Here is a 14,728-nt window from a genome sequence, read left to right on the forward strand (position 1 = left end):
GACGGACGTGGCGATCAGCCGAGCCGCCTGGTCTAGAATCTGGAATCCGGGGAGGGTGCGGACTCCGTCCTTCACGCCCCGGGTCGTGGCTTATGCGTTCGGCATCGAGCTGCCGTATAGCCTGCTCGTCCCGGTCGCTCACCTGCGGCTCCTCGGCGTCGTGGACTCGTCGGTCCAGGCGCGTGTGCTCGGGCTGATCGGGCTCATGTATGTCGTGAAGACCGCGGGCCTCATTGCCCTGCTCGTCCACATGCTGCGCCCGATCGAGCACCTGCGGCGGTACGCCGTGGGCCACCCCCTCCAGAGCGGCGCGGGCGTCGAGGAGCCGGGCGTCGGCGCGGCGCCGCCGGAAGAGCTCATCCTCGCCGCGGCGAACGCCGCCTACGACACGCCGCTCGCGTTCGCGACGGTCTGGGCCGTCTCGTGGGCGCTCCTGTACCTGCCCGTCACCGCGGCGTTCTACTACATCGCGCCGGCCCAGAGCCCGCTCGACGTCCAGCGCGCCGTCGCGCTGGCCCTGTTCGCGCTGGCCCTCTTCGCGGCCGCGCTGCCGCTCGCCTACAGCATCCTCGGCCGCCTGCTCTCGCCCGCCGCCGGCGTCATCTCGCTCATCGCCCGCGAGCGCGGCCTCTCCGTGCCCGGCAGGGGCTACTCGCTCGCCGTCCGCCTCGTGATCCTCGGCGCCTGCCTCGCCATCGCGCCGACGAGCTGGATGGCGGCGATGGTGCTCGGCGAGACGGCGGGGCCGGCCAAGCCCGGCCTGAAGCTCACGCTGGCGATCTTCTCGATGGTCGCGGTCACCTGGGCGCCCGTCTGCGCCGGCTTCCTCGCGGGCGCCCTGGCGGGCCCGCTCCAGCAGGTCGCCGCGGTCATCCAGAAGATCGTCCAGCGCGGCGAGGTCGATCGGCTGGAGCGGATCCCTGTCTACTTCAAGGACGAGATCGGCGCCCTGGCCGGCGGCGTCAACGCGATGGTCGATCGCCTGGAGGAGTCGTCGCGGCGCAGGCGCAGCTACCTGGCGGAGCGCGAGCGCCTGCTGCAGGACGCGGCGCAGCGCGCGGCGCAGCTCGGGGCCGTGCTGGACAACCTCGTCGAGGGGGTGTTCGCGTGTGACCGCCACGGCCGGCTGACGATGATCAACGCCTCGGGGCTCCGGCTGCTCGGGCTGTCGGGCCGCTCGGAGCAGGACGGCCGGATGGTCGAGGAGGTCATGGACCTCAGCCGGATGCGCCACAGCGACAGCCGCCCGTTCACGCGCGACGAGCTGCCCATGGTGCGGGCGCTCGCCGGCGAGACCATCGTGCAGGAGGAGCAGGTGCTCGCGAACGGCCGCGCGGGCCGCGACGTCTTCCTGCGCACCAGCGCGGCGCCGATCCGCAGCGAGGGCGGGGCGATCCTCGGCGCGGTCACGGTCGCCCGCGACGTGACCGAGCTCATGGAGCTCGATCTCGTCAAGGACCAGTTCATCCGGGTCGGCGCGCACGAGCTCAAGACGCCGGTCGCGATCATGAAGGGCTACGCGCTCGCGCTCCTGCGCAACACGAACGATCTGCCGGCGCCCCGCCGCAAGATGCTCGAGGCCATCGACCGCGGCGCGGACAGGATCAACCGCATCGTCGACGATCTCCTGGCCATCTCGCAGGTCTCGCTCGACGTCCTCCACGTCTCGGAGGAGGACGTCGACCTGAAGGCGCTCCTGAACGAGACGGTCGACCGCGTCGCGAAGTCGGCGAGCCGCCACCGCGTGCGGCTGTCGCTCGACGCCGAGCGGCCGCCCGTCGTGCGCGCCGATCCGGAGCGGCTGCGCCAGGTGCTCGCGAGCCTCCTCGACAACGCGGTGAAGTACTCGCCGGACGGCGGCGACATCGACGTCCGCGTCGCCGTGGCCGAGCGCGCGCCGGTGTCCTCGCCGCCCCGCTGCGACGCCGCGCTCTTCTCGCAGCGCCACGGCCCTTCGCCGGGCCTCGAGGCGGTCGTGTCGGTGCGCGATCAGGGCGTCGGTATCCCGACCCACAAGCAGGAGCGCATCTTCGAGCGCTTCTTCCGCGCCCACACGGACACACGACATGATTACGGTGGGATGGGGATCGGGCTGTTCCTTGCGAAGGACATGATCGCCCGTCACGGTGGTCGTATCTGGTTCGAGAGCGAGGAGGACAAGGGCAGCACCTTCTATTTCACCGTTCCACTCAGCAGCGAGGCCCCCGCGGTCGACCGACAATGAGCGAAAGACACGCAAAGACGGTGCTCCTCGTGGAGGACGACGCGGACCTCGTGGCGCTCGTCTCCCTCGTGCTCCAGGAGGGCGGTTACCGGGTCCGGATCGCGTGCAACGGCCGCGAGGCGCTGGCCAAGCTGGAGCACGACCTCCCGGATCTCATCCTGCTCGACATGAAGATGCCGGTGATGAACGGCCCGGAGTTCGCCCGCGAGCTCGAGGTCCGACACGGGCGGCAGGCGCCCATCATCGTGCTCACCGCCGCGGCCGACGCGCACCGGCGGGCCGCCGAGGTCGGCGCGGATGCGTGGCTGGGCAAGCCGTTCGACCCGGACGCGCTCCTCTCGACGGTGAGGCGTTACACCGGGTGAGCGCGCGGGAGCTGCCGCCGCTCGGCGAGGTCGCGTCGCACCTCGGCCCAGTACCGCGCGGGGAACCGGCGGTGATCGAAGCCGATCGCGCGGAACACCCGGGTGATGCGGGCATAACGGCGCAGGCTCCACTCCCTCATGATCTCGAGCGAGGGGTGCAGCCCGCGCGCGTCGATGAACGGCGCTGCCCGCGCGTAGAGCGACGGCATCACGTCATCGAGCCAGGACCGCATCAGGCGCTCGTATCCGGGCGTATCGACGCACCGTCCGGAGATCACCTGAGCGCGCGTGACGCCGTGACGCGCGAGCTCCTCCTCGGGCAGATAGCAGAGGCCGCGATCGGCGTCCTCCTGCATGTCTCTCAGGTTGTTGAAGAACTGGTCGAGCCGGCCGAACTCCCCGGCTGCATCCCAGTGCTCCTTCGTCAGGAACGGAACCAGCTGGAAGATATGCCCCGACAGCCGCCCCAGCATGATGTCATGTTCCTTCATGGTGCGGATGAGGAGGCCGGGAGCGTGGTAGTCGGCGAGGGCGAGCAGGTAGGCGTGCCAGGCGGCGAGCGAGCGCGCCTGCATGTCGTCCTGGTCGCGCGCGGGATCGTGCCCGGGGTAGGCCGCGTCCCGGAGCCACAGCGCGCGGATGGCCGAGAGCTCGCCGGCGAAGGGGCAGCTCGGATCGACGAAACCGCGTGAACGGAGCAGCCTCCAGGCCTCCATGAACCGGCTGAAGCGCCGCTCGTGAGGCTCGATGCGCTCGTTCTCGGCGAGCCGGTCGACGATGCGGATCCAGCGGATGCGGTCGAGCCACGCCTGCTTCACGTCCGGTTCGAGGCCGAGCACCCAGGCGGCGTTGTCCTCGTCCTTCAACGCGTCGTCGGACAGTGCGCGATAGTGCGATGAGCCGACGACCGCCGAGATGGTCTGGTAAGCAGTCCGCTCCGACGCCGGCGCCGCAGCGGGCAGGCAAGGCAGTCGGGTGGAGATGGGTTGAATAGGTTTCACGAGATCGCGTGCCGCACGTTGATGGTGCCTGTTTCTGGTGTCGCCCTGGGCTCACGCGCGGTCGTCGGTGATTATGGACGTGGCCCATCCTGGCTACTTGGGATCACCTGTGTCGATGATGGCTTGTGGTCCTCTGTCTTGCAGGGCTTTCCGCTCTTCCGCGAGATGCGGGATGACGCCCGCTCGCCTTCCTTTATGAGACCTTATAGTCTCCCAGTCGACGCGGAAATTCGTCGTCCCGGGCACGGGCTCCGGAGATAATGCATGGATTCCTTGTGTGTTTTGCCCGTGTGTTGGGGACACGCCGGCAATGATCGTCGGTATATACCCTGGGTTGATACATTGTCGAACGGACAAAACCGGGATTGGATCGACGTTCTCGCCCCTTTGTGCTCCGTCGCGGCGGTCCTGGAGACGTCCTGGGCAGATGGGTTTTCCGGAGCTCCGGGTGGATGGCGGCTCTGCCCACATGACGTCCTGCGGCCCGACGGCGCGTGTGCGCCGCGGGGCGAGCCACTTTCCCTGTCGCCCAGTCTGCTTTGGCGCGCGGCGCGATCGGGCCGATCGGAGACGCGATCCTGCGCGGTGCTAGACGCTCTCGTGCGCTTTATGATTCAGCGCTTGTCTTCGCACCGCTCGTGATGCGGTGAACGCGGCGATTCCGTGGTTGTGATCACGACCCAAAGCGGTCATCCGTGCCTGTCGGACCCTCCGCTCCAGACACACGTCCGGCGCGGCCCTGCGCGCTAGCGCTCGCGCAGCCGGGCCACCCGGTCGCGCCAGTACTGCAGGTCGAGCGTCGAGAAGAGCGCGACGGCGCGCGCGATCTGGCGCTCGCGCTGCGGATCGCTGCGCGCGAGGTGCCGCGCGAGCTCGAAGCGGGCGCGCGCCTCGTCGACGGGCAGGCCGCGCCGCAGGGCCTCGTCGATCGCCGCGGCCCAGAGCCGCCGCGCGCGCGCGCGGCCGCCGGCGAGCCACGCGGCGAGGCCGCGCAGGCGGAGCGAGATCGAGCGCCCGAGCGGGAAGACGCGCGCGTACCGGTCGAGCGCGCGGCACGCCTCCGCCGAGAGCCGCCCGAGCTCGCGCCGCTCCGACGGGGCAGAGGCCTCCTCGAGCAGCGCGAGCAGCACCTCGCTCGTCGCCGCATAGCCGTACAGGCAGTGATAGCCGGCCGGCTGTCCGTCGCGGATCATCGGGAGCGTCCGCTCGGCGGCCGCGCGCGCCTCGCCGCGCGCGCCGCGGAGCAGGTGCCCCAGCGCGACCTGGCCGTGCGTGATCTGCTGCGTGCGGTCGCCGAGCCGCTGCACCTCGTCCGACAGCGCGTCGAAGAGGGCCGTCGCGCCCTCGCCGTCGCCGAGCAGCAGCCGGCACTGCGCGCGCCCGCTCTCCGCCCAGAGGTGGCCCTGCGCGTTGTCGCTCGCGCGCGACGCCACAGCGAGCGCGCTGTACCGATCGAGCGCCTCCATCCAGCGGCCCTCGGTGTGCGCCACGCCGGCGAGCAGCGTGATGCACTCCTCCCTGCGGCGGCGGTCCTGCAGCGCCTCCGCCAGCCGCTCCGCCTCGGTGAGCAGCGCCCGCGCGTCCCGGCACCGGCCCTCGCCGAGCGCCGTCAGCCCGCGCAGGAAGGAGACGAACGCGACGCCCCGTGGATCGTCGAGCGCCGCGGCGGCCTCCGTCGCGCGCGCGGCGTAGGCGTCCACGACGGCCTTCCACGGCACGTACCCGAACGCGACGCTCAGGGTCGCGTAGCCGCGCGCGAGCGCGAGCGACGGGCCGAGCCGCGCCGCGGCGTTCGTCGAGGCCAGCGCGGCCAGGAAGGCGAGCGCCGGCTCGTTGCGGAACAGGTAGGTCTTGGACAGCGTCTCCGCCGCGAGCGACGCCTCGGCGAGGCGCTCGCGCTCGGCCGCGCCGCGCGCGACCGGGATCGGCAGGCCCGCGACGTGCGCGAGCTGCAGGCCGAGCTGCTTCATCGAGGCCGTCGCGGCGCGGAGCCGCTCCCGGAGCGGCGCGCGGCCGCCCGCCGCGCGCAGCCACGTCGCCTCGCCCCGCGAGAGCAGCTCGAGCGCCGCCGCGCAGTGCCGCTCCGCGCCGAGCAGGTGGCCGACGTTGTAGTGGGCCTGGCCGAGCCGCCGCTCCCAGCGCGCCCGCCGGAGCGGCGACGCGCGCTCCTCCGCCGACAGCGCGCCGTCCAGGGTGAGAGCCCTCCTGTAAAAATCCACCGCGTCGCCGGACGCGCCGGTCGTGAGGGCCTGGTCGCCCGCCTTGTCGAGGTACTCGAGCGTCTTCTGGACGACGCCCGCGATCGCGTAGTGGTGGGCGAGGAGCGGGTACGACAGCGCGAGGTCCGGCGCGTCGCGGTGCCGCTGCTCGATCGCGCGCGCCGCCGCGCCGTGCAGGGCCCGCCGCTCCGGCTCGGGGGTGCCGGCGTAGACGACCTCGCGCAGCTTGTCGTGCACGAAGCGGAGCTGCCCCGGCTCGGTCTCCTCGAGCACGTGGCGGCCGGCGAGCTCCGCGAGCGCGTCCATCGCCTCGACCTCGGCGAGGCCGGCGGCGCCGAGGAGCAGGCGCTCCTCGAGCTCGCGGCCGAGCACCGAGGCGAGCCGCGCGAGCGCGAGCGCCTTCCGGCTCAGGCCCGACAGCCGGCGCGCCACGAGCTCGCGCAACGAGCCCGGCAGCGGCAGCGACGCGGGCGGCTGGCTCGCGCGCGCGGCGCGGGCGAGCGCCTGCGCGGCGGCGCCCTCGGCGCTCGCGCGGATGCGCCACACGTAGGCCTCGTCCCGGTAGATCATCCGCTCCTGGATCGCGGCCCGGAGGTACTCGGCGATGAAGAACGGGTTCCCCTCCGACTGCTCGAAGAGATAGCGGACGAACGCCTCGGGCGGCTCGTCCAGCGCGAGCATGTCGCGCACCATCCGCCCGACCGAGCCGCGGTCGAGCCGCCCGAGCTCGATCCGCGACGCCCAGGGCGCGCCGAGCAGCGGGGCGAGCGCGGGCGCTGCCTCCTCGGTCCGGTACGCGCCGAGCAGGACCACGGGGTGGGCCGCGAAGTAGGCGGCGTCGAGGTGCTCGAGGACGTCGCGCGAGCTCGCGTCGGCCCACTGGAGGTCGTCGAGCACGAGCAGGACGGGCCTCGTCGCCGCGAACGCGGCGAGCGTGTCGGCGAGCGCGGTCCGCAGCCGGTAGCGGGCCGCGTCCGGCGGCAGCTCGGGCGGCTCCGGGGCGCGCTCGTGGCCGCGGAGCTGGGCGAGCGACGGCTCGTACGGCGCGAGGACCTGGCCGCGCGGGCCGAGCAGCGCGTCGTAGCCGCCGGGCCCGAGCTCGTTGCACCGGTCGGCCACCGCGAGCAGGAGCGGGCGGAACGGGTGGAGCGGCGCGGCCTTGACCGTGCCCTCGCGCTCGCCCTCGGCGGACACGGCCGCGCACGCGCCCGTGACCACGGCCATGTGGACGAGCGCCGCCTGGTGCACCGCCTCGACCGCGAGGCGCGTCTTGCCGACGCCGCTCTCGCCGCCGACGAGGACGAGGCTGCCCTGGCGGCGCTCGTTCGCGCGCTCGATCGCCTCGTTGATCTGCCGCAGCGCCTCCCCGCGCCCGGCGAGGCGCGGCCGGTACAGGTACGGCTGCGCCGGCGGCGCGGGCGCCTCGTCGCGGCGCGGCGGCGCGTCGTCGGCGCCGAGCTCGGCGAGCGCGGTCGCCACGTCGTCGGCGTAGCCGATCCGGTCCTCGGGGCGCTTCTTCAGGAGCCGCGCGATGAGGGCGTCGAGCGCGGGGGGCACCTCGGCGACGAGCTCCGAGGCCGGGAGCGGCTCGGCGTAGAGGTGCATGGACAGCACGACCGAGCTCGAGTCGCCGAGGAACGGGACCGCCCCGGTCACGGCCTCGTAGAGCATGCAGCCGAGCGCGTAGAGGTCCGCGCGCGCGTCGACGAGGTCGCCGCGGATCTGCTCGGGGGACATGTAGTCGGGGCTGCCCATCAGCCTGCCGCCGGCCTGGAGCTCGTCGCGCCCCTTCTGGCCCTCGAACCGGAAGGCGAGCCCGAAGTCGAAGAGCACCGGCGCCCCGTCCGCGCGGATGAACACGTTGTCCGGCTTGAGGTCGCGGTGGACGAGCCCCCGGCCGTGGACGTACGCGAGCGGCCGGCAGATCGCGCGGAGGAGCGTCAGCGCCTGGCGGAGCGCGCCGCCGGCCGCGCGGTGGAACGGGCGCGGCGCGAACGGCTGGTACGAGCGCGGGATGACCGAGGCGGGCGCGATCTCGGCCGTGGCGGTGCTCGTCTGCGCGTGCGCGTGCGCGTCGACGCTCGCGGACACGCTCACGGTCACCTCGCTGTTCACGGTCACGCGGGCGCGCCAGCGCTCCTGGTTGTGATCCCGGAGCGTGCGCCCCTCGAGCAGCTCCATCGCGTACCACGGGATCCCCCCCTCTACCCCCTCGTCGAGGATCCGCACGACGCCCGGGTGCTGGACGCCCCGGAGCGCGTGGATCTCGCGGCGGATGCTGGAGACGAGGCTCGCGTCGCCGACGCAGACGGTCTTCAGCGCCGCGAGCGCGCCCGTTCCGCCGTGCTGGGCGCGGTAGACGACCCCCATGCCGCCGCGGCCGAGGGGCGCGAGCACCCGCCACGGCCCGATGGACACGGGGAGATCCGGAGAGTGCCTGGCCTGTCCCGAGCTCGGCGTCGTGATCATCTGGGGACCGAGGCCCTCCGGGCCTGGGCCGGGATGAGCTCCAGGTGGCAGGCCAAAGGCGGTTCCCCCACATCGCCGCTGGGACTGAGCACATCCACCCGAGGGGCTGCGATGATGTCACGAGGCGGCCGACCCTACAACAAGTCCGTGTCGAACCCCGATCATCGCACGAGCGCCGAGTCCTGTGGCCTCTGCACCGACAGGCGACTACACACGGTCACGTGTCTACGTCGAGTCGCACGTCGAGTCGCGCGTCGAGTCGCGCGTCGAGTCGCGATGTCGCGGAGAGCCTCCCGGGGCGGCGCTCGGGCCAGGACGTCTCGACCCCTCTGAAGGCTCGGGCGGACGCTCGGGTTGTCAAGAATGGTTTTCTTTTCTCGCTCGGTGCATTCCGCATCTCCGAGGTCGATGTCCTCTTTTTCCGGGCCGTCGCCGCGCCGAGCGGTCGAATCGTGCACAGCTGTGCTCGCGGTACATGGCTTGCTCCCGGGTGCGCCACGGCCGCGCTCGCGGCCGCACTTAGAAAGGAAGATAGCGAATGAAGCGAACGACTCGTATCGGGGCCTTTCTGACCGTCCTGTCCCTCGTCGCGTGCGGCGGCGAAGGTGCGGATATCGCCCCGACGGACACCGCCATGAGCAGCAAGCAGCTCAAGGACCTGACGGCCGATGACGTCCAGTCCACCTGCGACTCGCTCCAGGCGAGGGTGAAGCTCTCCAAGGAAGATGCGTGTGAATATATGGGTCTCCTCGCGGCTCCCACCCTCGAGAAGCCGTGCGGCACGTTGAGGGACGAGTGCGTCTCCGCGGCGGATCCGGCCGAGGACGCGAACATCGACGCGGACTGCATGCCTCCGACCGACCAGCGCGCGGGCTGCACCGCCACCGTGGCGGAGTACGAGGTCTGCCTGATCGCCCAGACGCAGCTGGTCCGGGCGCTCACGTGCGACTCTGCCCTGAGCTCGCTGGACGCCGTTCCTGCGGAGTGTGATGCGGTGGCGCGCAAGTGCCCGCAGCTCGTCGCGACCGAGGGCGAAGGCCAGGGCACCGAGGACCCCTGACCGCGGCGCCGCGGAGCCGGTGATTGGCAATCGTCGGCGATCGATCGACCGACCGAGGCGCGCGCGCCTCGCTGCCTGAACGAATCGCGGGTAGGCCCGACACGGCCGCTCAGCGGTCGTGAACCCCCTTATCCCACCTCCGTTCTCGTGGATCTTTTGATTCCCACCGATATTCGCGCTCGTCCGCGCCTTCGAGGGCAACTCGTCGTAGGATGAGCCCCGACGCCGGCGCGTCCGGGGGGCTTTCGGCCCCGGCGCATCGGCACGAGCGAGGCCGCGGCTCCCGCCGGGGGCTCGCTCGAACCGAGGAGGATTTCATGAAGATCACCAAGCTTTCCGGAGTGTTCGCCCTGCTGCTGATCGCCGCTGCGCCCGCATGCGGCAAGGACGAGCAGCCGGCCGAGGCGACCGCGACGGTCGAGGCGACCGCCACCGCCGAGTCGACGATCGGCGAGGGCGCCTACGTCGAGGAGCACGAGAGCGGCAAGGCCGCCTTCAACGTCGCCGCGGACGGGAACGTCAAGGCCGCGGTCACCGGTCCGGACGGCAAGCCGATCCGCGAGGACGTGAGCGGCACGCTGCTGTGGAAGGATGCGTCCGGGGAGAAGAGCGTGCCCCTGACGTTCGACGCGAAGGCCGGCGTCCTGGTCGCCGCGGGCCCCAAGCTCGACGCCGACCTCACCGAGATCGGCTACACGCTCAGCGTCGCCGGCAAGCCGTGGAGCGGCACGCTGCACGTCCCCGCCGGCGGCACCGCCGAGCTCTACGCCAACGCCAAGGGGGCGGCGGATCTCGGGCTCCCGGAGGGGAAGCTCGGCCCGCACGGCGGGCGCATCGAGATCGTCGGCGACGACCGCCTCGAGCTCCTTGTCGACGAGGTGAGCGGCGAGGTCCGCGTCTTCGCGCTCGACGCCGATCTGAAGCCCATCGACATCGGCGAGCGCAAGGTCACGCTCGGCGTGGTGGCCGAGGCGCCGCAGGTGGTCGTGCTCGCCCCGGTGGCCGCGACCGCGGGCGTCGCCGCGGGGGCGTACCTGACCGGCAAGCTCGCGCTCGCCGCCGATCCGCTGAAGGTGACCATCGCGGTGCGGAACGCGGGTCGCTCGGCGGTGGCCCTGTGCGGCTACCGGGCCGGGGCGGCGTTCGCCGTCCACGCGCGCGCCCCGCGCGTGAAGGTGCGCATGAAGACCGACTGGCACGCGCACGCGCACGCGCATGCGCACGCCGACCTGAAGGCGAAGGCCGATCTCGATCCGAAGGTCCACGTCCACACCGGGGCCGGCGCGAAGGCCAACGCGAAGGCCCACGTGAACGTCAAGGCGCCGAGCATCCGGGTGACACCGCCGAGCGTGAACGTGAAGATCAAGGCGCCCAGCATCTCGATCCCCAAGCCGAGCTTCAAGGCGTCGGCCTCGGCGCGCGCGAGCGCGGGGGCGAAGGTGGGGACGCACTGACGCGCGCCCCGGGGGGAGGGGTGGGCGGCGCGGGCCGCCCGGCGAGCTCTCTCCCGCGGGCTGCCTACGGGTGCTGGCGGTCCTCGGCGGGGCCGCCGGCGTGGTCGAGGTTGCGCGCCGTGTTGATCAGCCCCACGTGCGAGAAGGCCTGGGGGAAGTTGCCCACCAGCCGGCCGGCGCTCGGGTCGTACTCCTCGGCGAGCAGCCCCACGTCGTTCCGCAGCGAGAGGAGCCGCTCGAACAGCGCCCGCGCCTCGCCGACCCGCCCCTGGAGGGCCAGGTTGTCGGCCAGCCAGAAGGAGCAGAGCAGGAAGGCGCCCTCGCCGGGCGGGAGCCCGTCGACGCCGGAGCGCGTCGCGTAGCGCTCCACGAAGCCGTCGCGGCTCAGGCGCGCCTGGATGGCGGCCACGGTGCCGACCATGCGGGGATCGGTCGCGGGGAGGAAGCCGACGAGCGGCAGCATCAGCAGGCTGGCGTCCACGTCCGTGGAGCCATAGTGCTGCACGAAGCTGTTCAGCCCCCGGTCGAAGCCCCGCGCGCAGACCTCGGCGTGGATCTCGTCGCGCAGCCTTCGCCACGTGGCCGCATCGCCCGGCAGCCCGAAGCGCTCGACCGCCCTCACCGCCCGGTCCATGGCCACCCAGGCCATCACCTTGGAGTGGGTGAAATGGCGGCGCGGCCCGCGGATCTCCCAGATCCCCTCGTCGGGCTCGCGCCACGCCGTCTCGAGGAAGCCCATCACCGCCCGCTGCACCTGCCAGGCCTCGTCGCTGCGGGTCAGCCCGGAGCGCCGGGCGAGGTGGAGCGCGTCCATCAGCTCGCCGTAGACGTCGAGCTGGTGCTGATCGTAGGCGGCGTTGCCGATCCGCACCGGCGCCGAGCCCTCGTAGCCCGGCAGCCAGCCGAGCGTGAGCTCGGTGATGCGGCGCTCGCCCGAGAGGCCGTACATGATCTGCAGCTTCGCCGGCTCGCCGGCCGCGGAGTTGACGAGCCAGGTGCGGAAGGCCTGCGCCTCGTCGAGGTAGCCGCCCGCCATCAGCGCGTAGAGCGTGAAGGTCGCGTCGCGCAGCCAGCAGTAGCGGTAATCCCAGTTGCGCACGCCCCCGATCAGCTCGGGCAACGAGGTGGTCGGCGCCGCGATGATCCCGCCGGTCGGCGCGTAGGTGAGGGCCTTGAGCGTGATGAGCGAGCGCAGGACGTCGTCGCGATAGGCGCCCTCGTAGGTGCAGCGGTCCGACCAGGCGCGCCACCAGGCCGCGGTGGCGTCGAGCTCGTGCACCGGGTCGAGGGCGAAGGGCACGGGCGCATACGTGGGCGACCAGGTGAGCGCGAACGGCACGCGGTCCCCGGCGGCGACGGTGAACTCCGCGACCGTCCGCAGATCTTCGCCGTGCAGCGGGACGGGCGTGTGCAGGAAGAGGGTGTCGGGCCCGGCCGTGGCCCGGATGCCGTCGGGGGTGCGCTGGACCCACGGCACCACCCAGCCGTAGTCGAAGCGGATGATCAGCTCCATGCGCAGGGGCACGACGCCGCGGCGGCCGACGACGAGGCGCATCACGTCGGGGGCGGCGTCGCGGGCCGGCATCCAGTCGATGACGGAGACCACGCCGCGCTCGGTCTCGTGCTCGGTCTCGAGGATCAGCGTGCCGGGCCAGTAACGCCGGCGCACGCTGCGCGTGGGCTCGGCCGGCGCGATCTGCCAGCGGCCGTGCTCGGGCGTACCGAGCAGCGCCGCGAAGCAAGCGCCCGAGTCGAAGCGCGGGAAGCAGAGCCAGTCGATCGACCCGTCGCGGGCCACGAGGGCCGCCGTCTGACGGTCGCCGATCAGCGCGTAGTCCTCGATCCGGGAAGGCATGGGGCGGCTCCTCTCAGCGGGAGGTGATGGCCTAATTTGCCCCGGAGTGAACCCCATGAAGGCGGGAAGGTAGGAAGATCATTGATCTTTTTTTCTCGCTTTCCCACCTTCATGTTCAAAACCCATCACGCTCTCCTGGTGCCTTCGGGGGAGGGACGGAAGCGGGGGAGGGGCACGTGCTGCTCGTTGCGACTTGCGGTCGCTCCCTCAGGGCCGATGTTCACCGCGCACGTCGCAGCTCCCGATAATCGATCTTCCCCGTCGGCGTCCGCGGCAGCTCGTCCATCGTGACGATCTTCTCCGGGATCATGCAGGGCGGCAGCCGCTCCGCGAGGTACATCCTGAGCGCGCGGTCGTCCGCGTCCCCTGCGAGGGCGACGAAGCCGCGGAGCGTCTTGCCGAGGCGCGCGTCCTCGACGGCGATCACGGCGGCCTGGCGCACGGCGGGGTGCGACGCGAGCGCCGCCTCGACCTCGCCCGGCTCGACCCGGTAGCCCCGGACCTTCACCATCCGGTCGATGCGGCCGCGGAAGTAGAAGAGCCCGTCGGCTCTGCGCTCCACCCGGTCGCGCGTCCGGTACGGGCCACCGTCGATGGTCGTCGGCCCCGAGACCATGAGCTCGCCCGTGCCGGGGCCCTCGATGACGCGGCCGTCCTCGTCTTCAGCGAGCAGCGCGCAGGCGGCGTAGGGGCACGCGACGCCGATCGGGAGCTCGCTCACCCCGTCGAGCGCCGAGCGGTCGACGCGGTGGAATGTGCAGACGTTCGTCTCGGTCGGGCCGTACAGGTTGTAGAGGGCCGCGCCGGGGACGCGCGCCGCGAGCGCCGCGAGCTCGCGCGGCGGGAACACCTCGCCGGCGAACAGGATGGCGCGCACCGTCGGGGAGAGCGCCCCGGCCGGAGCGCCCGCGTCCGCCCCGGGGAGCGCCCCGGCCGGAGCGCCCGCGTCCGCCCCGGGGAGCGCCGCGGCGAGCTTCATGAACATCGACGGCACGCCGTAGATGACCGTCGGCGCGAGCGCCGAGACCGCGTCGCGCAGCGCGCGGCCCGAGGCGAGATCGCGCCGCGCCATCGTCGCGAGCGTCGCGCCGGCGCGGAACGTCGCGAGGTGGTCGAACCACGCGAGATCGAAGACGAGCTCGGCCACGCGGAGGACCCGATCCGCCGGCGCGAGGCCGATGAGGTCGATGCAGAAGGCGGTGAACGCGTCGAGCCCGGCCCACGTGATGGGGACCGGCTTCGGCTCGCCGGTGCTGCCGGAGGTGTGCAGGATGCACGCGAGATCCTGCGCCCCGGCTTCGCAGGCTTCGCCGCCCGCGCCGGCGGCACCGACTTCGCCGCCCGCGCCGGCGGGCGCCGCCCCGCGCAGCACCCGCCCCTCGGCGTCGAGCTCCACGCGCGCAAGGCCCCCGTCGAGCTCGGCGCCGATGCCGTCGGCGAGGGCCGCGGCCGCGGCGTCGAGCACGATCGCGCGGCATCCCCGGGCCCGCGCGATCCGCCCGAGCCGCGCGGGCGGCGCGGTCGCGTCGAGCGGGACCGCCACGACGCCGGCCGTGAGCACCCCGGCGAGCGCCACCGGCTCGTCGTGCGCGCGGCCCGAGGAGAGCAGCGCCACCCGGTCTCCGGGGCGCACGCCCGCCCCGGCGAGCGCCGCGCCGACGGCCGCCGCGCGCGCCGCGAGCTCGGCGTACGTGACCGCGGCGCCGCGCGACGCGAGCGCGACGGCGTCGCCGCGCGCGGCCAGGTCCTCGACGCGCAGCCGGTAGGGGCCGGCCACCGCGGCCTCGCTAGCCCTGCGCGGCCGCGATGCGGCCGGCGACGAAGCGCGCCATGCGGTCCACGGTCGACACCTCGTCGAGGTCCACCTCCTCGTCCGGGATCTTCACGCCGAAGCGCTGCTCGATGAACACGAGCACCCGCGTCAGCGACATGGAGTCGAACCCGGACCCGCCCTCGAAGAGATCCTCGTCCGGGGCGAGCGGCGCCTTGCGAAGGAGGATCTCGTTCACGATATGGTCGTGCAGCGCGCGCCGCACCGCCTCGAGGTCTTGTGTCACCGCGATGAGCCCTTTCCTGTCCGG

9 protein-coding genes are annotated in these 14,728 nt (G+C 72.8%); 4 read left to right on the top strand and 5 right to left on the bottom strand.

Features of this window, described 5'->3' with window-relative positions; genetic code table 11:
• The first annotated feature begins 55 nt into the window (after positions 1-55).
• Together WMF36_RS02550 and WMF36_RS02555 are read left to right on the top strand one after the other, a co-directional pair.
• Positions 56-2,224 (top strand): HAMP domain-containing sensor histidine kinase, encoded by a 2,169-nt coding sequence (locus WMF36_RS02550; protein WP_437577967.1) that lies wholly within the window; start codon positions 56-58, stop codon positions 2,222-2,224.
• Positions 2,221-2,589 (top strand): response regulator, encoded by a 369-nt coding sequence (locus WMF36_RS02555; protein WP_437486111.1) that lies wholly within the window; start codon positions 2,221-2,223, stop codon positions 2,587-2,589. The genes WMF36_RS02550 and WMF36_RS02555 overlap by 4 nt, the downstream gene beginning before the upstream one ends.
• Here the strand turns inward: WMF36_RS02555 and WMF36_RS02560 are convergent.
• Positions 2,577-3,590: a squalene/phytoene synthase family protein gene (locus WMF36_RS02560; RefSeq protein WP_437577968.1), complete on the bottom strand. Its 1,014-nt coding sequence runs from the start codon at positions 3,588-3,590 to the stop codon at positions 2,577-2,579. The genes WMF36_RS02555 and WMF36_RS02560 overlap by 13 nt on opposite strands.
• A 746-nt stretch (positions 3,591-4,336) precedes the next feature.
• On the bottom strand, positions 4,337-8,278 hold the full coding sequence (locus WMF36_RS02565; protein ID WP_437577969.1) for a serine/threonine-protein kinase: 3,942 nt from the start codon (positions 8,276-8,278) through the stop codon (positions 4,337-4,339).
• Positions 8,279-8,816: 538 nt separating this feature from the next.
• On the opposite strand from WMF36_RS02565, the gene WMF36_RS02570 reads away from it, so the two are divergent.
• Entirely contained in the window at positions 8,817-9,338 is a 522-nt protein-coding gene (locus WMF36_RS02570) for a hypothetical protein (protein ID WP_437577970.1), read from the top strand.
• Between the two features lie 317 nt (positions 9,339-9,655).
• The gene (locus WMF36_RS02575) at positions 9,656-10,792 is read left to right on the top strand and encodes a hypothetical protein (protein ID WP_437577971.1); all 1,137 of its coding nucleotides are present in this window, start codon (positions 9,656-9,658) and stop codon (positions 10,790-10,792) included.
• A gap of 64 nt (positions 10,793-10,856) precedes the next feature.
• Here the strand turns inward: WMF36_RS02575 and WMF36_RS02580 are convergent, their stop codons facing one another.
• The 3 genes from WMF36_RS02580 to WMF36_RS02590 all read right to left on the bottom strand — a co-directional run bounded on the left by WMF36_RS02580 (position 10,857) and on the right by WMF36_RS02590 (position 14,704).
• Positions 10,857-12,647 (bottom strand): glycoside hydrolase family 15 protein, encoded by a 1,791-nt coding sequence (locus WMF36_RS02580; protein ID WP_437577973.1) that lies wholly within the window; start codon positions 12,645-12,647, stop codon positions 10,857-10,859.
• A 220-nt stretch (positions 12,648-12,867) separates the two neighbouring features.
• Entirely contained in the window at positions 12,868-14,424 is a 1,557-nt protein-coding gene (locus tag WMF36_RS02585; RefSeq protein ID WP_437577974.1) for an AMP-binding protein, read from the bottom strand.
• A gap of 10 nt (positions 14,425-14,434) precedes the next feature.
• Complete coding sequence (locus tag WMF36_RS02590) at positions 14,435-14,704, bottom strand: acyl carrier protein (protein WP_437577975.1); 270 nt, start codon at positions 14,702-14,704, stop codon at positions 14,435-14,437.
• Between the last annotated feature and the right edge of the window lie 24 nt (positions 14,705-14,728).

The sequence above is a fragment of the Sorangium sp. So ce887 genome, from assembly GCF_051521455.1.
Classification (GTDB): domain Bacteria; phylum Myxococcota_A; class Polyangia; order Polyangiales; family Polyangiaceae; genus Sorangium.

Coding starts and splice junctions, on each gene's coding strand:
- WMF36_RS02580 (WP_437577973.1), bottom strand. CDS start 12,647: ATGCCTTCCCGGATCGAGGACTACGCGCTGATCGGCGACCGTCAGACG.
- WMF36_RS02575 (WP_437577971.1), top strand. CDS start 9,656: ATGAAGATCACCAAGCTTTCCGGAGTGTTCGCCCTGCTGCTGATCGCC.
- WMF36_RS02565 (WP_437577969.1), bottom strand. CDS start 8,278: ATGATCACGACGCCGAGCTCGGGACAGGCCAGGCACTCTCCGGATCTC.
- WMF36_RS02570 (WP_437577970.1), top strand. CDS start 8,817: ATGAAGCGAACGACTCGTATCGGGGCCTTTCTGACCGTCCTGTCCCTC.
- WMF36_RS02555 (WP_437486111.1), top strand. CDS start 2,221: ATGAGCGAAAGACACGCAAAGACGGTGCTCCTCGTGGAGGACGACGCG.